This is a genomic window from Pandoraea nosoerga, assembly GCF_902459585.1.
GTDB lineage: Bacteria > Pseudomonadota > Gammaproteobacteria > Burkholderiales > Burkholderiaceae > Pandoraea > Pandoraea nosoerga.
On sequence record NZ_CABPSC010000018.1, the window covers coordinates 72,419 to 91,075 of the forward strand.

At 66.1% G+C, this 18,657-nt stretch carries 17 protein-coding genes; 12 read left to right on the top strand and 5 right to left on the bottom strand.

Annotated elements, in window-relative coordinates:
* Positions 1-115: 115 nt before the first annotated feature.
* The gene (locus PNO31109_RS19640) at positions 116-967 is read right to left on the bottom strand and encodes an AraC family transcriptional regulator (protein WP_244958210.1); all 852 of its coding nucleotides are present in this window, start codon (positions 965-967) and stop codon (positions 116-118) included.
* Between the two features lie 208 nt (positions 968-1,175).
* On the opposite strand from PNO31109_RS19640, the gene PNO31109_RS19645 reads away from it, so the two are divergent.
* A complete protein-coding gene (locus PNO31109_RS19645; RefSeq protein WP_150557132.1) occupies positions 1,176-1,931 on the top strand; it encodes an SDR family NAD(P)-dependent oxidoreductase in 756 nt (251 codons plus the stop codon).
* Between the two features lie 18 nt (positions 1,932-1,949).
* Here PNO31109_RS19645 and PNO31109_RS19650 read toward each other — a convergent pair whose 3' ends face one another.
* A complete protein-coding gene (locus PNO31109_RS19650) occupies positions 1,950-2,876 on the bottom strand; it encodes a LysR family transcriptional regulator (protein ID WP_150557133.1) in 927 nt (308 codons plus the stop codon).
* A 154-nt stretch (positions 2,877-3,030) separates the two neighbouring features.
* Here PNO31109_RS19650 and PNO31109_RS19655 point away from each other — a divergent pair, with 154 nt between their 5' ends.
* The 3 genes from PNO31109_RS19655 to PNO31109_RS19665 are packed head-to-tail and all read left to right on the top strand — an operon-like array spanning position 3,031 to position 5,999.
* Positions 3,031-3,873 carry a fumarylacetoacetate hydrolase family protein gene (locus PNO31109_RS19655; RefSeq protein ID WP_150557134.1) on the top strand — a complete coding sequence of 281 codons (843 nt, stop codon included), beginning with the start codon at positions 3,031-3,033 and terminating at the stop codon, positions 3,871-3,873.
* Positions 3,874-3,882: 9 nt separating this feature from the next.
* Positions 3,883-4,635: an SDR family oxidoreductase gene (locus tag PNO31109_RS19660; protein WP_150557135.1), complete on the top strand. Its 753-nt coding sequence runs from the start codon at positions 3,883-3,885 to the stop codon at positions 4,633-4,635.
* A 35-nt stretch (positions 4,636-4,670) separates the two neighbouring features.
* Positions 4,671-5,999 carry an MFS transporter gene (locus PNO31109_RS19665; protein ID WP_150557136.1) on the top strand — a complete coding sequence of 443 codons (1,329 nt, stop codon included), beginning with the start codon at positions 4,671-4,673 and terminating at the stop codon, positions 5,997-5,999.
* Between the two features lie 142 nt (positions 6,000-6,141).
* On the opposite strand, the gene PNO31109_RS19670 is transcribed toward PNO31109_RS19665, so the two are convergent.
* Together PNO31109_RS19670 and PNO31109_RS19675 are read right to left on the bottom strand one after the other, a co-directional pair.
* Positions 6,142-6,924, bottom strand: a complete 783-nt coding sequence (locus PNO31109_RS19670; RefSeq protein ID WP_150557137.1) for an aldolase — start codon at positions 6,922-6,924, stop codon at positions 6,142-6,144.
* A gap of 47 nt (positions 6,925-6,971) precedes the next feature.
* Positions 6,972-8,282 (bottom strand): MFS transporter, encoded by a 1,311-nt coding sequence (locus PNO31109_RS19675; protein ID WP_241014061.1) that lies wholly within the window; start codon positions 8,280-8,282, stop codon positions 6,972-6,974.
* A 254-nt stretch (positions 8,283-8,536) separates the two neighbouring features.
* On the opposite strand from PNO31109_RS19675, the gene PNO31109_RS19680 reads away from it, so the two are divergent.
* A complete protein-coding gene (locus PNO31109_RS19680; protein ID WP_150557138.1) occupies positions 8,537-9,232 on the top strand; it encodes a helix-turn-helix domain-containing protein in 696 nt (231 codons plus the stop codon).
* Positions 9,233-9,340: 108 nt separating this feature from the next.
* Here PNO31109_RS19680 and PNO31109_RS19685 read toward each other — a convergent pair whose 3' ends face one another.
* A complete protein-coding gene (locus PNO31109_RS19685; RefSeq protein ID WP_150557139.1) occupies positions 9,341-9,814 on the bottom strand; it encodes a hypothetical protein in 474 nt (157 codons plus the stop codon).
* 272 nt (positions 9,815-10,086) lie between these two features.
* On the opposite strand from PNO31109_RS19685, the gene PNO31109_RS19690 reads away from it, so the two are divergent.
* From PNO31109_RS19690 to PNO31109_RS19720, 7 genes are all read left to right on the top strand, one after another.
* Complete coding sequence (locus tag PNO31109_RS19690; RefSeq protein ID WP_241014060.1) at positions 10,087-11,823, top strand: ShlB/FhaC/HecB family hemolysin secretion/activation protein; 1,737 nt, start codon at positions 10,087-10,089, stop codon at positions 11,821-11,823.
* Positions 11,824-11,921: 98 nt separating this feature from the next.
* A complete protein-coding gene (locus PNO31109_RS19695) occupies positions 11,922-13,694 on the top strand; it encodes a DUF2341 domain-containing protein (protein WP_150557140.1) in 1,773 nt (590 codons plus the stop codon).
* A 12-nt stretch (positions 13,695-13,706) separates the two neighbouring features.
* On the top strand, positions 13,707-14,117 hold the full coding sequence (locus tag PNO31109_RS19700; protein ID WP_150557141.1) for an ExbD/TolR family protein: 411 nt from the start codon (positions 13,707-13,709) through the stop codon (positions 14,115-14,117).
* A 10-nt stretch (positions 14,118-14,127) separates the two neighbouring features.
* On the top strand, positions 14,128-14,844 hold the full coding sequence (locus PNO31109_RS19705; protein WP_244958211.1) for an energy transducer TonB family protein: 717 nt from the start codon (positions 14,128-14,130) through the stop codon (positions 14,842-14,844).
* Positions 14,845-14,954: 110 nt separating this feature from the next.
* Positions 14,955-16,742, top strand: coding sequence for a putative porin (locus PNO31109_RS19710; protein ID WP_241014059.1), 1,788 nt, complete (start codon positions 14,955-14,957; stop codon positions 16,740-16,742).
* Between the two features lie 9 nt (positions 16,743-16,751).
* On the top strand, positions 16,752-17,570 hold the full coding sequence (locus PNO31109_RS19715) for a hypothetical protein (RefSeq protein WP_241014058.1): 819 nt from the start codon (positions 16,752-16,754) through the stop codon (positions 17,568-17,570).
* Between the two features lie 42 nt (positions 17,571-17,612).
* The gene (locus PNO31109_RS19720; protein WP_241014057.1) at positions 17,613-18,218 is read left to right on the top strand and encodes a type III secretion system chaperone family protein; all 606 of its coding nucleotides are present in this window, start codon (positions 17,613-17,615) and stop codon (positions 18,216-18,218) included.
* The last annotated feature ends 439 nt before the right edge of the window (positions 18,219-18,657 follow it).

Here is an 18,657-nt window from a genome sequence, read left to right on the forward strand (position 1 = left end):
AAGAAAATTGAGGGCGCTTCCCCCATCGATGCGCGTCGAACCGTCGCGGCCCGCCATGCGACTGAGCGAGTCGCCCCGCAGGGCCCGCGGCGAGGGCGGCTTTCAGCGCCCGCGCCTACGCCGAGGCGATAGCGCTGCGTGCCGCATCGGCATCCTTGCCAGGGGGCAGACCGAACATCCGCCGGTACTCCCGGGTAAATTGCTGAACGCTTTCATAACCCACCGAGAACGCCGCACTGCTCGCCGAGAGACTCTCGGCGAGCATGAGCCGGCGCGCCTCGATCAGGCGCAACTGCTTCTGGAACTGCAACGGGGACAGCGAGGTCGCGGCACGAAAGTGCTGATAGAACGAAGAGGCGCTCATCCCGGCGGCTGCTGCCAGCCGTTCGAGCGGAATCGGCCGCGCGAAGTCCGCGCGCAGCACGGCGACGGCCCGCGCCACGCGCAGTGCATGATTTTCCGGGCCGCCCAGTTGTCGAATCGCCGCGCCGTGCTTCCCCGCGAGCAGCCAGTAGTGCATCTCGCGCACTCGCTGAGCCTGCAGGATCGGCAAGGCCGCGGGGCGCTCGAGCAGGTGCATCAGGCGCAGCGCTGCGTCGGCAACCTCTGCGTCCGAAGGTTCGACCCGCACCGGCGCAGGGGCTACGGCGCCTGGCCGCGGCTCCATCTGCGCGACCAGTTCCCCGATGATCGCCAAGTCCAGATCCAGCACGAGTGAGATGTAGGGCGCCGCAACGCTTGCGCGCGTGATTTCGCTGAGGGTTGGCACGTCGGCGGTAATCAACAGCAGGTCGCCGGCGCCGAACTCGACCGTTCGTTTGCCCGTTGTCACCTTTTTGCTTCCTTGCAGCACGAGGCAGGCCAGGGGGCGCGAGATGGCGTAATCGAGCCCGCCGGGCGTCGTTGCCCGAATGACTCTGAACTCGGGAATGGGCGTTTGTGCAATGCCGCTCGGGTTGGCGCACACCTGCGCGTAGCGGCATGCCGCGTGAAGCAGTGAATCGTTCATGGGCGTATTTCGGGACTCTTTTTCATACGGCTATCGTATCCGTTTCAGGCGGGAACCGAGGCGGGCGCAGGAGAAAAAGGCCAGGAAATCGGAGAATCAGGCAAAGCCTGGCGGTGATGAGCGCGCGAGAATGGACGCCTTCTTCCATCACGCATCAGGAGTCACCATGAGCACGATCTCTCTCATCACGGGCGCCAGTCGCGGGCTCGGGCGCAATGCCGCGCTGTCGATCGCCCGCGCAGGCGGCGACGTCGTCTTGACCTACCACCGGCGCGACGCCGAGGCAGCGGACGTGGTCACCGAAATCCAGGCGCTCGGGCGCAAGGCGGTGGCATTGCAACTCGACGTCGGCAACGTGGCCACCTTCTCCCACTTCGCCATGCAGCTGCAGGCGGCGTTGCGCGAGACCTGGGGAAGGGAGCGCTTTGATCACCTCGTGAACAATGCAGGCCACGCGGATGTCGCGCCGATCACGGACATGCAAGAGGCGGCGTTCGACACGCTGGTCAACGTGCATTTCAAGGGCGTGTTCTTTCTCACTCAGAAGTTGCTGCCCCTCCTCTCGGATGGCGGACGCATCGTGAATCTCTCGACGGGACTCACTCGCATATCGGCGCCGGGTTGGTCCGCCTACGCCGCGGTCAAGGGCGCCGTCGAAGTTCTGACGGTCTACATGGCGAAGGAATTGGGACCGCGCGGAATTACCGTCAACGCGGTGGCCCCCGGCGCGATCGAGACGGACTTTTTCGGCGGTGCGGTACGGGATACGCCGGAGTACAACCGGTTCTTCGCCGGCATGACCGCGCTGGGCCGCGTGGGCGTGGCGGACGACATTGGCCCGATGATCGCCGGTCTGCTCGGCGAGTCCCATCGCTGGGTCAACGCGCAGCGCATCGAGGTGTCGGGCGGCCAGGGGATCTGAGCGCGGGCCACACCCCCCTCAGTCTTCCCCGGTCAGCTCCGTCACCAGCAGCCGGGCCGCCGCGCTCAGCGACGTGCCGCGCCGCGTTACGATTCCATACGGTTCCGTCCTCGATCGCACGTCGATGTCGAGCCTTGCGGCAAGCTTGTGCTCGATGAGGAAGGCCGCCATGTCGCGCGGCATGAGCGTGACCAGGTTCGCATTGCCCTGCAAGAGCAGCATGGTGGCCGTCAGCGACGCTGTTTCGATCGGGTTTGCCGGCAACGGCAAACCCGCTTCCTTGAATTCCCGCTCCAGGAGACTGCGTAGCGGCATGATTCTCGGATAAACGATCCAGCCGAATTCCATCAGATCGGAAAGCGCCAGGTCCGGCGTGCGGACCAGCGGATGGCCCGGGCCGGCGATGACGGCCAGCGGTTCGTCCCGCAGCAGCGTATACGTGAAGTTCTCCGGCTGGCGGGCGACGCTCAAGCGGCAGATCGCCAGCTCCAGCCGGCCACTCTCGACGAGCGCCAGCAGACGCACGCTCGTGTCCTCCGTGATCTCGATCCTGAGCGACGGCTGCTTGCGCCGAAGCCGCGCGATCGCGTCGACGAGCACACCGGACACGGCGCCCATGATCGCACCGACGGCCAGTCTTCCCCCGGTGCCGGTGAGCACGCCTTCCATTTCCTCCACGAGGTGATCGACGTCCGTCTGAATCAGCTTGGCATACCGAATGACGCATCTGCCGAGCTCGTTGGGCACCATGCCCTGCGGCGTCCTCACGAAGAGTTCGTTGCCGAAAGTCGCCTCGATTTCGCGCAGCGCCTTGGTCGCGCCCGGCTGGGTGAGCGCGAGTTCGTCGGCGGCGCGATGAAGCGACCCGTAATCGTCGATGGCCACGAGCAGCCGAAGCTGTTTGAGCTTGAGCCGGGAGGAGAGGGATTCGGCGCTGGGAAGCATGTCGTCGTCGCGTTAGGGAAATCCCCGGATGCTCAAAAGTTATCGCCCCGGGCCAATCTATCATTATTCAAAACGTCTGCGCTCTTCTACATTTGTGCCCAAGCCGCACCCGTCCCGATGCGGCAGTCACATGAAAATTGCTAGGAGAGAATAGATGAAGTTGCTCAGATTTGGCGAGCGAGGTCAGGAAAAACCGGGTGCGCTCGACGAGCGCGGAGAAATACGCGACCTGTCTTCGGTCGTCGCCGATATCGGCGGCGACACCCTGCTGCCGGCTGGGCTGGAAAAGCTCAAGGACGTCGACCTGTCGGCACTGCCGCGCGTCGACGGCGCGACCCGCCTGGGTCCCTGCGTCGGCGGTATCGGCAAGTTCATCTGCATCGGCCTGAACTACGTCGACCACGCGCAGGAGTCGGGAATGCCCATTCCGGCCGAGCCGGTCGTGTTCAACAAGTGGCTCTCGGCCGTGTGCGGCCCCAACGACGACGTCATCATCCCGCGCGGCTCGCAGCGCACCGACTGGGAAGTCGAACTCGGCGTGGTGATCGGCAAGCCCGGCAGCTATATCGACGAGGCCGACGCCCTCGATCACGTCGCTGGCTACTGCCTGATCAACGACGTCTCCGAGCGCGAATATCAGCTCGAGCGCGGCGGCACGTGGGACAAGGGCAAAGGCTGCGACACCTTCGGACCGCTCGGCCCGTGGCTCGTCACCGCCGACGAAATTCCCGACCCGCAAAAGCTCGAGATGTGGCTGGACGTCGACGGCGTGCGCTATCAGTCGGGCAACACCAGCCGGATGATCTTCTCCGTGGCGCAGATCGTTTCCTACCTGAGCCGCTTCATGAGCCTGCACCCCGGCGACGTCATCTCGACGGGCACCCCGCCGGGCGTGGGCATGGGACAGAAGCCGCCGGTCTATCTGCGTGCAGGCCAGGTGATGAGCCTCGGTATCGAGGGCCTCGGTCAGCAGCGTCAACGTCTCGTGCAAGGGTGAGGGGCTGCGATGAACCAGTATGACTTTTCCGGCCGCTCGGCCGTGGTGACGGGTGGCGCTCACGGCATTGGCTTCGCGGTGGCGCAGCGGCTGGCGCAAAGCGGCGCGCGCGTGGCCCTCTGGGATCGCGACGAGGCTGCACTGGCCGCCGCGCGTGAGTCGCTGGCAAGCCACGGCGATGCGGTCGCGATCACCGTGGACGTCACGGACGCACAGGCCGTCGGCGAGGCCGTAAGCGCGACCCTGCGCGCTTTCGGCAAAATCGACGCCCTCGTGCACAGCGCCGGCATCGCCGGGCCGAATGCGCCGCTGGCGGAGTACCCGGACGACGAATGGCGCCGCGTCATCAACGTGGATCTGGATGCGACGTTCCATGTCAACAAGGCGGTGATCCGCACGATGATCGACAAGGGCTACGGCCGCATCGTCAACGTGGCGTCGATTGCCGGCAAGGAGGGCAATCCGAACGCTTCGGCGTATAGCGCCGCGAAAGCCGGCGTCATTGCGCTCACGAAGAGCCTGGGCAAGGAGACGGCAACGCTCGACGTCGCGGTCAACTGCGTCACGCCTGCCGCTGCGCGAACCCGCATCTTCGAGCAGATGGCGCAGACTCACATCGACTACATGCTCTCGAAGATTCCGCGTGGACGCTTTGTCGAGGTGAGCGAGATCGCGTCGCTCGTCGCATGGCTGGCGTCGGAAGAAAACTCGTTCACGACAGGCGCCGTATTCGACCTGTCAGGTGGACGGGCGACGTACTGAAACTCAGAAAATCATAAATACCAAAGGAGACGATTATGGAGACTGCCAGCCCCCTCGGGGCGGTGGGCGCCGGCGGCAACGCCGACGCGCAGACCGCCGTGCGAAAAGTATTCTGGCGATTTGTCCCGCTGTTCGTGATGTGCTTCATCTGTTCGTATCTGGACCGCATCAACATCAGCTTCGCCAAGCTCCAGATGCAAAGCGAGCTCGGATTGAGCGACGCCATTTACGGCACCGGGGCCAGCATCTTTTTCATCGGCTACTTCTTGCTCGAGGTTCCGAGCAACATCGTTCTGCACCGGATCGGGGCCCGCAAATGGATCGCGCGCATCATGGTGACCTGGGGCATTGCCTCGGCCGCCATGATGTTCGTGCGCGACGAGACGTGGTTCTACGTGCTTCGTTTCGCGATCGGCGCGCTCGAGGCCGGCTTCGTGCCCGGCGTGCTCTACTTCTTCACCACCTGGTTTCCGTCGGAGCGCCGGGGTCGATGCAATTCGATCTTCATGGCCTCGATTCCGCTTTGCGGCATCATCGGCGGGCCGATTTCCGGCGCGATTCTCAAGTACTTCGACGGCATGCACGGCCTGGCGGGCTGGCAGTGGCTGTTCCTGCTCGAAGGGCTGCCGTCCATCGTGCTCGGCATCGTCGTATTCCTGTTCGTCGACGACAGCATCAGCGGCGCTCGCTGGCTGAGCGCGCAGGAAAAGCGCGCCTTGCAGGCGCAGATCGCCGGTGACCCGAAGGTTCGTGAAGTACATTCGCTGGGCGCGTCGCTGCGGGACCCGGTCACGATCATTCTGGCATTCATCTATATCTTCCTCGCCATGGGCATCTACGGCCTGGTGTTCTGGATGCCGCAGCTCATCAAGACGGCGGGGACGTCGGACGCCTTGCAGATCGGCATCATCTCCATGCTGCCGTATGTCGTCGCGGGGATCGTGATGGTGCTCGCCGGGCGGAGTTCCGATCGGACCGGTGAGCGTCGCTGGCACCTCGGGATGAGCGCGCTGGCCGGCGCGATAGGGTACTTGCTTTGCGGGCTGTTTCCGTCCAACACGCTGATGCTGGTGATCGGGCTCACCGTGGCCGCAACGGGCATCATCACCTCGCTCGGGCTGTTCTGGATCCTGCCCTCGCGTTTCCTGACGGGCATTGCCGCCGCCGGCGGGATTGCGCTGATCAACGGCCTGGGTCAGTTGGGCGGGATCATCAGCCCCTATATGGTCGGCAAGGTGACGACGGTGACGGGCAGCGCGACGATCGGCCTTTACGCGATTGCCGCCGCGTGCCTGGTGGCAACGCTGCTGATCCTGTGGGGTGTGCCGCGCCATCTGTATCTGCGCGAGAAGCAGCGGGGCTGACGGGGCGACGAGTCCCGCTTGGCCGGCTGGGCGAACGGATCACGCGAGGGCCTGGCCCTCGCCCGCCGAGCCGCCGCCGATATTGCCGATTGCTCAGAGCGCGGGCCATGCGCGCGAGCTCGGCGTGCCGCTTCGTATCGGCTCACGCGCTCGTGTCGCGAAGGGCGTCCGGTGCGTGCCGCAGGACGCGACGCCCGAACATCGCGAAGCTCGCCTTGACGATGCTCGGCTGCAGCAGGAAGTCGTGCGATTCCCTGGCGAGCGCCGGATCGAGTTCCTTTACCGGGCCGAGCGTTTCGGCCATCAGCTGATTGCGCGCGGCGCGCTCGATGAGCATGGACAGGTAAGCCGTCTCCTCGATGGACGACGTTGCCGCCAGAAAGCCGTGATGCGCGAGCAGGATCGTGCGGCGCGTGCCGAGCGCCGATGAAATGATCTCGCCTTCGTCGTCGGCGATCGGCAGGCCCGGCCACTCTTTCAGGAATGCGCAGTCGTCGAAGAACGGCGTGGCGTCCATGTGTGCGACGCGCAGCGGGCGGCCCGTCATGGACAGGGTCGAGACGTAAGGCGGATGCGTGTGCACGATGCTGCGCACGTCGGGCCGGCGCCGGTAGACCCACAGGTGAAAGCGCACCGCCGGGTTGGCCATGCCTTTGCCTTCGAGCAGGCGCAGCGCGTCGTCCACCCGGATCACGTGGTGCGGCTCGATCTCGTCGAACGCCACGGCCAGCGGCGTGGTGAGATAGGTGCCGTCGTCGCAGCGCACGGTAATCTGTCCGGCCAGCGTTTCCGAATGATTCTCCATCGCCAGCATGCGGCATGTGAGCACGACCTTTTCCCTGTCGGTCCAGTTGCCCAGATCCAGGCGCGTTCGCATTTCGTTGACCGCGCGGTCGGTGACCGCCTGTTTTACCTTGTCCAGCATGTCGTTCCTCCGTGTGAAGATGGTTGTCGCCGAGCGGCCGGGCCGCGTCAGTCCGACGCCGTGGGCTTCATGAACCATGCGCTCACGGCGCCGATCACGCCCAGCACGCTCAGATAAATGCCGACCGAGCCGATGCCCCCGAGCCGCGCGACGAGCGTGGCGGCGATGAGCGGGGCAAGCCCGCCGCCGAGGGCGGCGGCCACCTGAATGCCGATGGAAATGCCCGAGTAGCGCAGCTCCGGCGGGAATTGCGCGGCATAGAGGCTCGACTGCGGCCCGAAGATGACGGCGTAGTTCAGCGCCAGCGCCACGACGGCCGCCGCCGTGTAGATCGGCAGCGAGCCGGTGCCCATCGCGTGGAACAGGGGCACGGCCATGACGGCGAGCAGCAGCGTGCCGATGATGTAGAGACGCCGAGCGCCCACGCGATCACCGAGCCATCCGAAGAACGGGATTGTCGCGATCTGACACACCGAGCCGATCATCACCGCGTTGAGGGCGTCGGCGCGCGAGAAACCGAGATTGGCCGTGGCGTATGAAATCGAGAACACGATGATCGTGTAGACGAGCGTGACCTCGGCGAGCTTGCCGCCGATGGCGAGCAGGAGCGGTTTCCAGTGGCGCACGAGCACGTCGCGCACCGGCAGCGACGCCACCTTGCGCTGCGCCTGCACCGCCGTGAATTCGGGCGACTCTTCGACCTTCATGCGAATGAACACGCCGATGACGATGAGCGCGGCGCTCGCCAGGAACGGAATGCGCCAACCCCACTGCAGGAAACGCTCGTTGGGCAGCAGGTTGACCAGCGCGAAGGCGCCCGTCGACAGCAGGATGCCGATGGGCGCGCCGGCCTGCGGCAAGCTGCCGTAGAACGACTTCGACTTCGGCGGCGCATGTTCCACCGCCATGAGCACGGCGCCGCCCATCTCGCCGCCGAACGACACGCCCTGCCCGATGCGCAGCGCCACGAGCAGCACGGCCGCCCAGATGCCGATGCTGTCGTATGTCGGCAGCAGGCCGATCAGCGTGGTGCACAGCCCCATGAGAACGAGGCTCATGATCAGGATGGACTTGCGGCCGACGCGGTCGCCGAAGTGGCCGAAGATGATGCCGCCGAGCGGACGCGCGAAAAGCCCCGATGCGAACGCGCCGAAGGCCGCCAGCGTGCCCGTGGCCGGGTCCAGGCTCGGGAAGAACAGCTTGTTGAAGACGAGCGCGGCCGCCGTGCCGTAGGCGAGAAAGTCGAACGCTTCGATGGCCGTGCCGGCCATGGACGCGAACGCGACCCGCGCCATTCGGCGGTCCACCGTGGGGCTGCCGTGCGCCATGACGGGCGCGTCGTGCTTTACCGTATCCATTGCATGTCCCTGTCGAGTGAAGTATCCAAACCGTGGCGGGGCGTTTTGCCCTCGCTGTTCCGCCCGCGCGGCCCCGCGGATTTGGGAGCTGGACGGGGCGATGTTGTCTAGCGTTGCCTTTTGGACAACTTTGTTGTCCTTTGGCTCGAAGTCTAGTCGTTTAGAATCGTTTTCGCATCCCGTTCAAAATAGGTGTTTACGTGGACGAACGAGCGTCCGCGTCGGGGACAACCTACGTTTATCGAGAGACAACCTTGTCGACCCAGAAGCCACGGCAGCCGGCGCGCAAGCGCGTGACCGGCGAGACACGACGCAAACATGAGAGCTCGCGCGAGGCGACGCGCGCCGGTGAAGCGCGAAACGACCATCCGGGGGAGCTGGTTCGGGTGTTGCGGCAGCGCCGCGGCATGACGCTCGATGCGCTCGCACTCGACGCGGGGCTGAGCAAAGGACATTTGTCGCGCTTCGAACGGGCAGAGAAGACGGTGTCGCTTGCGGCATTGCTGCGCATTGCGCAGGCGTTGGGTACTTCGGCCGCATCCTTGCTCGGCGAGCAGGTGGACAGGGGCGTAGTGCACGTGGTGCGCGCCGCACAGCGCCACTACCGCAAGCAGGGCGGCGCCGATTACCTTTATGCGGCGTTGAGCCGCGCTAGCGGCGGCGAGGGAGATGGCGGAGGAGGTGGCGGAGGAGGTGGCGGTGGCGGTGAAGGGCCGACCGCGCTCGTGCTGCGGCTGCCTGCCGATGCCCATGTGAGCGAGGCCGCTTTCCACAAAGGCGACGAGATCTTCTTCGTCCTTCGCGGCGCTATCGAGATCGCGCTGGCCGACCAGTCGATCGTTCTGCGTGAGGGCGACTTCGCGGAATTCCCCGGTCTCGTGAAACACCGTATCCGGAGCGTTGGGACCGACGCGGAAGTGCTGATCGTCGTGACGGGCAACGGGCGCTAGATGCGGGACGGGATAATGGCGCGGAATGTCCGCGCAAGACGTCGGCACAGGATGCCGGCCCCGGTCCCGACCCCGGTCCCGGTCGCGGCGGCATCGGCCGCCCGGCGTTCAGCGCCCGGGAATGAGCGGCGCCGGCGGCGGCGTGGCGGGACGCTGCGGCGTGGCCGAGTGACCGAAGCTGTTGCCCATGCGCTGGGATGTCGCGCTCCAGTTGAACTGGCCGCCGACCTGGTTGCCGGGCCGGTTCGCAATGTCCTCGGATTCCAGCCCCGGCGCGCGGCCGGCGGCGGCCGGGCTCGACGACGGCTGTAACTGATTCGTCAGACAATCGTAGGACGGCGAGCGCTGGCCGTTCACTTCGACTTCGACGCATCCCGCCCGAACCCCGCCTTCCGGTGAGCCGACGGTTTGCGGCGCGTCGGCCATGGCCGCGGCGGCATTGGCGTTCGTGGTGGCACTGGCGGCATCGGCAGCATTGGCAGCATTGGCGCCTGCACCGAGCATCACTGCCATGGCGGCGGCAAGCGCGGCGCGCCACTCCGGCCCACATCCCCGAAATCCCCGCGTGCTGTGCGTCTGCATGGCAACTCTCCCCATCGAAAGTATCCGGCCGTCCATCAGGACTCCCACGTAACGAGCATACGTCAGCCTGCGCGCTTTTCGAGAAAGATGAATTTCTCGTGACAAACGCCAGTGCAGGCCGCGCTCTCACGTCTAGGTATCCGTATCCAAGAGAAATGTCGGCACGGATTGCGTGCGGCGCAGCGGGCCGCGCGTCCACGGGCGCTCCGCCGGCGACCGGGGGCACTGCGTGGGGCAGGGCCGCGTCGACCTAACGAGTCAGAGTCTTCTATATGCGTTTGATGAAAACGAGCCGGCCGTGGCTGCGCTGGGCGGCGGTGTGCGCCGTCACGTTGGGGGGAGCCGTTCACGGCGTGGCGACGGCCCAGGAAACCGGCCCGGACGCACCGGCGAAGCCCGTGGCGGCGACCCTGCCGGCTGACGGCGTCGCGCGCAAGGGGGACAAGGCCGATAAGGCGAAAGAGGCCAATAAGGCAGAAGAGGCAAATAAGGCGGGCAAGGCGGCAGAGGTGGCCGGCAAACGAGTCAACATCAACGAGTACGTCGTGCGCGGCAACACCGTGCTCGACGTTCGGACCATCGAAAAGGCCGTCACGCCGTATCTCGGCCCGGAGCGCACGCTCGCCGACATCGAGGCGGCGCGCGACGCGCTGCTCGCCGCCTATCAGGCCAAGGGCTACCAGTCGGTCTACGTGGGTCTGCCAGAGCAGCAAGTCACCGGCGGCGTCGTCTATCTGAAGGTGAGCGAGACCAGGCTGGGCCGCCTGCGCGTGGTCGGCTCGGAATACCACTCGCCGCACGAGGTGCGCGAGCGCGTGCCGTCGCTGGCCGAAGGCAAGGTGCCGGATTTCAGCGCCGCGCAGGCCGAACTCACCGCACTGAACCGCACCGGCGACCAGCAGGTGGTGCCGCTCGTGAAGCAGGGCGCGGTGCCGGGCACGATGGACGTCGACCTCAAGGTCGAGGACACGAACCCGTGGCGGGCGAGCCTGAGCGTGAACAACGATCGCAGCGCGGACACGAAGCCGCTGCGCATGCTCGCGTCGCTCGGCTACGACAACCTGTGGCAGCTCGGCCACCGCGTGTCGATGAGCTTCTTTGGCGCGCCGCAGGACTTCAGGCAGAGCAAGGTGTGGTCGGGTTCATATGTGGCGCCGCTCGGTTCGTCGCCGTGGACGCTGGAGCTCAACGGCTATACGTCCGACAGCAACGTCGCGACGACCGGCGGCACCACGGTGCTCGGCAAGGGTCACGCGATCGGCGTCAAGACGACCTACACCGTGCCGGACACGGGAAGCTGGTATCACGCCTTCAGCCTCGGCGTGGACTTCAAGGACAACACGGAGACCACGCGTTTCGGCACAGCCGGCGACGTGGTGCCGCTCAAGTACGCGCCCATCACGGTGGGCTACTCGGGCTTCTATCAGAGCGATCAGTGGCAGCTCGGGCTCAATACGTCGATCGTGACGGGCACTTCGAGCCTGTTCGGCTACGGCAGCAGTCCCGCGCAGTTCGACGCGAAGCGCTACAAGGCGTCGCCCAGCTTCACGCTGCTGCGCGCCGACGCCAATGGCGCCTACACCTTCGGCGGCGGCTGGCAGCTCGCCGCGCGCATTGCCACGCAGATGACCGACTCGCCGCTTGTCTCGAACGAGCAGCTCGCCGGCGGCGGCATGAATTCGGTGCGCGGCTATCTCTCGGCCGAAGCCACCGGCGACTACGGCGTGGTCGGCTCGGTGGAGTGGCGCACGCCGCCGATTCCGCTGCTCGGCCCGCTCGTCTCGAACTGGCGCGCCTATGCGTTCTTCGACGGCGCACGGCTGGGGCTGCGCGATCCACTACCCGAGCAGACCTCCCGGTTCTCGCTCGCGTCGGTGGGCGTGGGCACGTCGCTGCGTCTGACCTCGCACGTGACGGGACGATTCGATGCGGCCTATCCGCTCACGAACGGTCCGCGCACGCAGCGCTACAAGCCGCGGCTGAACTTCAGCGTGACGGCGACCTATTGAGCGACGAAACCGCCAGCCAGGACAACACGACACATTCACGACCTGATGCCCGGTGCGCCATGCAAAGCGTCGGGCGGCATACACGGAGAACCAAAGCCATGCGACGCATTCTTCCATTCCTGCTTGCGCTCATCGGCACATTGCTGCCGGTGCTCGCGCACGCCTGGTGGCAACCGGACTGGGCGTACCGCAAGCCCATCACCATCGACGCGGGCCCGCAAGGCGGCAACATCACCGGCGACGCCGGCCGCGTGCCGATGCTGCTGCGTCTGCACACCGGCAACTTCAGCTTCGAAGGCGTGAACGAGACCGGCGCCGATCTGCGCTTTGTCGCGGCCGACGACAAGACCGTCCTGAATCACCAGATCGAGCAGTTCGATCCGGTGCTCGGCATCGCGCTCGTGTGGGTGGACGTGCCGGCCATCACGGCGACCGGCAAGCAGCAGATCTGGATGTACTACGGCAACCGCAAGGCGCCGGCGGCCGGCAGCGGCCAGCGCGTGTTCGATCCTGACTACACCGCCGTCTATCACTTCGGCGAGCCGAACGTGCCCGCACGCGACACGACGGCCTACGGCAACAACAGCCAGAACGCCGTGGTGTCGCTCGACGGCGCGATCATCGGCCGTGGCGCGCAAGCGGGCGCTTCGCCGATCGTGCTGCCCGCCTCGCCGTCGCTGGCTGTCGCCGCCGGCGGCAGCTTCACGTTCTCGGCCTGGGTGCGACCGGAGAAGCTCGGCGCGAACGAAGCGATCTACGTGCGTCGCGACGGCGGCAGCGAACTGGTCATCGGCGTCGATCAGGGCGTGCCGTTCGTGCAGGTCGGCACGCAGCGCACCGCGCCAGGGCAGCCGATTCAGGCCGGCCAGTGGTCGCACGTGGCCGTGACCTCCGACGGCAAGTCGGTCACGCTGTATGTGGGCGGCCACGCCACCGGCACGCTCGCCGTTGCGCTGCCCGCACTGAATTCGCCGGCGACTGTCGGCGGTGACGCCGAGGGCGCGACGGGCGGCTTCGCGCGCTTGTCCGGCGCCGTGGACGAGGTGCGCCTGTCGAAGGTGGCGCGCGGCGCCGCGCTGCTCCAGACCGACGCCGTCTCGCAAGGCGCCGAGTCGCGTTTGATTGCGTTCGGTGCGGACGAGCAGCAAGCCGGCAAGAGTCACTTCGCGTTCATCCTCGCGGCCATGCCGGTCGACGCCTGGGTGGTGGTCTGCGTGCTCGGTCTGATGGCGCTGGTGTCGTGGGCGATCATGATCACGAAGAGCCGCAGCTACAGCGCCAAGGCTCAGGCCAACGCGGTGTTCATGGCGCATTTTCGCGAGGCCTCGGGCGCACCGCTCGACCAGATCGCGCGTGCGAACCGCGTGCCGGACAGCGTGCGCAACCAGTCGCCGCTGTGGCGCCTGTATGAAGTTGCGCTCGACGAACTGCATCGCCGCCATGAACTCGGCTACGACACGAGCGCTGTCTCCGACGCGACCATCAGCGCCATTCGCGCGTCGATGGACGGTGCGATGGTGCGCGAAGTCGAAAGCATGAGCCGCCGCATGAACTGGCTTTCGACATCGATCGAAGGCGCACCGTATGTTGGTCTGTTCGGCACCGTGATCGGGATCATGCTGGTGTTCGTGGTGGCCGCCATGGCCGGCGCGGTGGACATCAACTCGGTCGCGCCGGGCATGGCCGCCGCCCTGCTGTGTACGGCCGCCGGTCTCGGCGTGGCGATTCCGGCCCTGTTCGGCTACAACTGGCTGGTCTCGCGCTCGGACGCCATCGCGGCCGACATGGCGGTGTTCGTCGACGAGTTCACGACGCGCCTCGCGGAAGAGCAGGGCGAAGGCCGCCGCCAGCCTGTGCTGCAGCGCGCGTGACGGGGACGAGCCATGGCAAACGCAACCCGATTCGCGGCGAAAAAGCGCGCGGGCGGCATCAACATCACGCCGTTCGTCGACGTGCTGCTGGTGGTGCTGGTGATCTTCATCCTCACGAGCAACGCCAGCATTCCCGGCATCAAGGTCGATCTGCCGAAGGCGAGCTCCTCGGTGGCGCTGGAAAAGCCGAAGACCAAGGCGATCACCGTCGATAACGCCGGTCAGGTGTTTCTCGACGCCTATCCGGTGAGCCTCACCGAGCTCGAGGATCGCCTGCGCACGGAAAAGGCGATCACGCCTGACTTTCCGGTGATCGTGCGCGGCGACGCGCAGGTGCAGTACGCCAAGGTCGTGGATGTGCTCGACCTGTTGCGCCGCATCGATCTGAACCAGGTCGGCCTCGTGACCGGCAAGCCGCAGTGAGGAGCGCAGCGTGAGACCTCGCGATTATGCGTCCCGCCCGGCAGCCCGGCCCGCCAGCGCCGCGCTCGGGTTGCTGCGCCGCCGCAGCGGGCTCGTCGTCGGCGGCCTGGTGGTGCTCGGGCTGATCGCGCTCTTCTGGCATCTGCTCACGGACAAGGCCAGCGTGCGCCGCGAGGTGAGCGCCCCGCCGATGCTCATGCTGCCGCCGCCTCCACCGCCACCGCCGCCGCAGGAAAAGCCGCCGGAGCCGCAGCCCGAGAAGGTGAAGCCGGAAGTCGTCGAGCCGAAGCCGGCCGATCCGGTCGAGCCGCCCAAGGACGATACGCCGCCCAGCCCGACGAAGGATCTCGGCGACGCCGTGACGATCAACGGCGACGCGCAAGCGGGCACCGATGCGTTCGGTATCGGCGCCGGCAGCGGCGGCGGCATGACCGGCGGTGGCGGCGGGCTCGGCAGTCGCTCGTACAGCGCCTGGCTGGCGAGTTCGTTGCAGCAGGCGTTCGGTCGCGATCCGCGCACCCGCACGCTGGCCTTCGACGACGTGCGCGTCGACCTCTGGCTCGACGCCGATGGGCGCGCCACGCGCGCGCAGCTCATTCGGGGCACGGGCAATCCGGGCATTGACGAAGCGGTGCTTGCAATGCTGCGCGACTTCCACGCGGACGAGAAGCCGCCGGCGTCGCTGCGTTATCCGCTGTCAATGAGCATCCGGGGGCGCAGGCCATGACGCGCGGCAAGACACACGGCAAGACACACGGCAAGACACACGGCAAGACACACGGCAAGACACTTACGGCGCACGCCGGACTTCCTATTTACGCAAGAGTCACACACAAGATGAAAGCACTGGAACGTATGACCGGCGCGCCCGTTGCGCGGCGCACCCCTCGCGTTGCCGGCCCGGCGGGCGCAGTCGCGCTGGCGCTCGCACTCATGTGCGCCGCGGGAGTGGCCCATGCGCAGGCGCCGCGCGCGCCGCAAGAGACCGCGATGGTCAAGCTCATTCGCGGCCTGATCAAGAGCGGCGCGATCGACAAGGCCACCGGCGAGGCGCTGCTCGCGCAGGCCGAGACGGAAGCCTATGCGGCCTCGCAGGCCGCGCAGAAGCAGGCGTCCGCGCCGGCTGCCGCGGGCGTCGCAGCCGGCGCGGCCGCCGAGCCGGGCGACGTGCGCGTTCCGTACATCTCGCAGACCACGCGCGATCAGATCCGCGACGAGGTCAAGAGCGAGGTGATGGCACAGGCCAGGTCGGAAGGGTGGGCCGCGCCGAACGAAATGCCTGAGTGGACCAAGCGCATTCACATCGAGGGCGACTTCCGTCTGCGCAACGAGTCGCGCTTCTACTCGAGCAGCAACGCGAACACGCAGATCGACTGGGCGCAAATCAATCGCGGCAACGGCTTCGACGTCAACACCAATACGAATGTGGCGCTGCCGCCGTTGCTCAATACCACCCAGAACCGCACCAACCAGTTCCGTGCGCGGGCCCGCTTCGGCATCTTTGCGGACGTGTCCGAGCAGGTCAAAGCCGGCGTGCGTCTGGCAAGCAGCAACGACGACAGCCCGGTTTCGACCAACACCACGCTTGGCGGCGGCCTGAACAAGAAGGGCGTCTGGCTCGATCAGATGTGGATGTCGTATCAGCCGTTCAGCTGGGTGAAGTTCACTGGCGGTCGTTTTACGCCGCCATATGTCACGAGCGACATGCTGTTCTCGAACGATCTGAACATCGACGGGATTGCGGCGCAGTTCAACAAGACGCTGCCGCAGGCGCAGAACGTCGAACTGTTCGGCTCGCTCGGGTTCATCCCGCTCGAATACTCGGGGGACAACTCGCCGTCGAACAGCCAGGACAAGATGTCGAGCCAGACCAAGTGGCTGCTCGGCGCCCAGTTCGGCGCAAACTGGAAGCTTGACTCGAAGAACGCATTCCGCGGCACCGTCGGCTACTTCAATTTCCGCAACATTACCGGGCAGCTTTCGTCGCCGTGCGCGCTTTACGCGGGGCAGACGAGCTGCGACAGCGACTGGTCGCGTCCGGCGTTCATGCAAAAGGGCAATACGCTCATGCTGCTGCGCAACATCGCGCTCAATCCGATCGATCCGGCCAATACGCCGCAGCCCCAGTATGTCGGTTACGCGTCGAAGTTCCAGCTGCTCGATCTGTCGGCGCGTTGGGACACCATGCTCGCCGGCCGCTATCCGCTGCGTCTGGACGTGAACTACATCCGCAACCTCGCCTACAACGAGGGGGAGATGTGGGCGAGGGCGAACGGCGGCATCGTCAACAATTTCGGCGCGGGTGCTGCCACGCGGGAGAACTTCAAGAGCGGGCCCAACGCTTACATGTTCCAGGCGACCTTCGGCAAGCCGGTGATGGCCGCGCGCGGCGACTGGAACCTCCTGTTCGGCTACAAGCGCATCGAGCCCGACGCCGTGCCCGACGCGTACAACGATTCGACGTTCCACGGCGGCGGCACGAACGCGAAGGGCTATTACTTCGGCGGCTCCTATGCCTTCGACAAGAACGCCTGGATCACGGGCCGCTGGTTGTCGACGAAGGAAGTCTATGGCGCGCCGCAGTCGATCGACACGCTGCAGATCGAAGTCAACGCGCGATTCTGAGGAGGTGTCATGAGTCAACAGACCCCGCGCATATTGCAGGTATGGCAGGTATGGCAGGTGTTGCCGAATGTTTCGCTGAATGTCCCGCGACTGAGGCAAGGGCTGGCCGCCGCGATGTTCGTCGTCTGCGCGGCCGCCTCGGCGCAGTCGCCGCAAGGGGCGCCGAGCATGGAGGAGCGGCTGCGCACGCAACTGCGTCAGACGACGGAGCAGCTGCAGCAGGCGAGGAACGAACTGGCCGCGCTCAAGGCGGGCGGTGCGTCTGCCGCAGCGCCCGGCAAGGAGTCGCCCGACGCGCTGCGCAAGCAGCTCGAGCAAGCCAGGCAGCAGCTCGCGGCGCAGCGGCAGTCGGGCGAGCGTCTGGCGCAGGACGCTCGTGCGTCGCAATCCGAGGTCAAGGCCGTGGCCGACAAGGCGAACGCGCAGATCGCGCAATACCGCAACGCCTACGACGAGTTGCTCAGGCTCGCGCGCCAGGCAGATGCGCAGCGCAAGCATCTGGCCGACGAGACTGCGGCCCAGCGTGTAGCGCTCGCGATGTGCAAGGACAAGAACGAGCGGCTGTACGCCGTCGGTCAGGAAATCCTGACGGCGTACGAGACGATGGACGTGGCGACGGTCGTGGCTGCGCGTCAGCCGTTCGCGTCGCAGGCCCGCGTGAAGTACGAGCAGATCGCGCAGCAGTACGGCGACAAGCTCTATGAGGGCAAGTTCGATGAGCAGCAGGCCGCGGCGGCCATCGCCAACAGGTCCGCTGCGGCGTTGGTCCCTGATGCGGCACCCACGGCGGCACCCACGGCGGCACCCACGGCGGGTGCTGCCCGATAAGCCCGCGGCAATTCAGAAACCGTAAGTTCGAGGATGACTGGCATGAGCCAAGAGAACACGACGCAACACGACAATCAGGACGCCGCGCACGCCGGCGCCACTGCGGCGGGAACGACCGTGCAGGCCGAAGTCGTGAGGTTTGTCACGTCGGCGCAGGTCGCCGACGCCATTCGTGCCGCTGGCTGCGCGGTGTCCGTGCAGCAGGACGATCTCGTCACGCGCTTGCACAGCGCGAGCCACGGTATTGGCTATCAGGTGCACTGGGGGAATCAGACAGGCGTGGATCAATATCTGGATTTCACGCTGAGCTGCCCCTTGCGCGTACAGGGCGGCGAATTGCCTGACGGGCTGCTCAACGAGTGGCATCGCTCGCGCCGCTTTGCTCGCGTCGCGGCGCACGGCGAGTTCCTGGTGCTGGAGATGGACGTTTTCGTGGCAGGCGGCGTGTCGCAGGAGTTCCTGCGCTTCTCGTTGCGGCTGTGGGTCGAGATGATGGGGCAGTTCTTCCTTCATCTGCGCAACTTCACGCAGCAAGCTGCCGCTAAGGGCGACGCGGCCGCTTCGGGCACTGGAAACGATGCGTCCGCCGCTGCCGCCGGCTCGGGCGCCTTCGCCGACGAGTTGTCTGCTTCGAAGGCGCTCAACTGAAGCGTCGACGGCGTGACATTCGCGCGCGACACGCCGAAGTTCTCGCGAGTACAGGTATGCGCGGCGCCTGGCCTGTTGCACACCGTCATGTTTCTTCGGACCTCACCATAGGTCGGCATCGCGCCGGGCGAAGGCCGGTTTGCCGGTAGCGCGGCGGCCCAGACCAGTGGGCTGCCGGCGCTTTTTGTCAGCGCGATCCCGCGGTATGCGAACTTCGCCGTAAGCGCCGGCAGCGGTGAGGGCGGGTGGTCACCGTCCCGGCGTTGCGCGACGCTTTCGCCGCCGCGATCCGTCTCTCTGTCTTCCCATTAGCGACATTCGAGAATCAGGAAGATAAAGAGACGCGCGCATTTTCCGTCACCTTCAAAATAGTTTCACAAACTCCTTGCATGTCGCGGCGATCCTGTCTAATATCTCGTCTCTCGCAACGACGGCGACG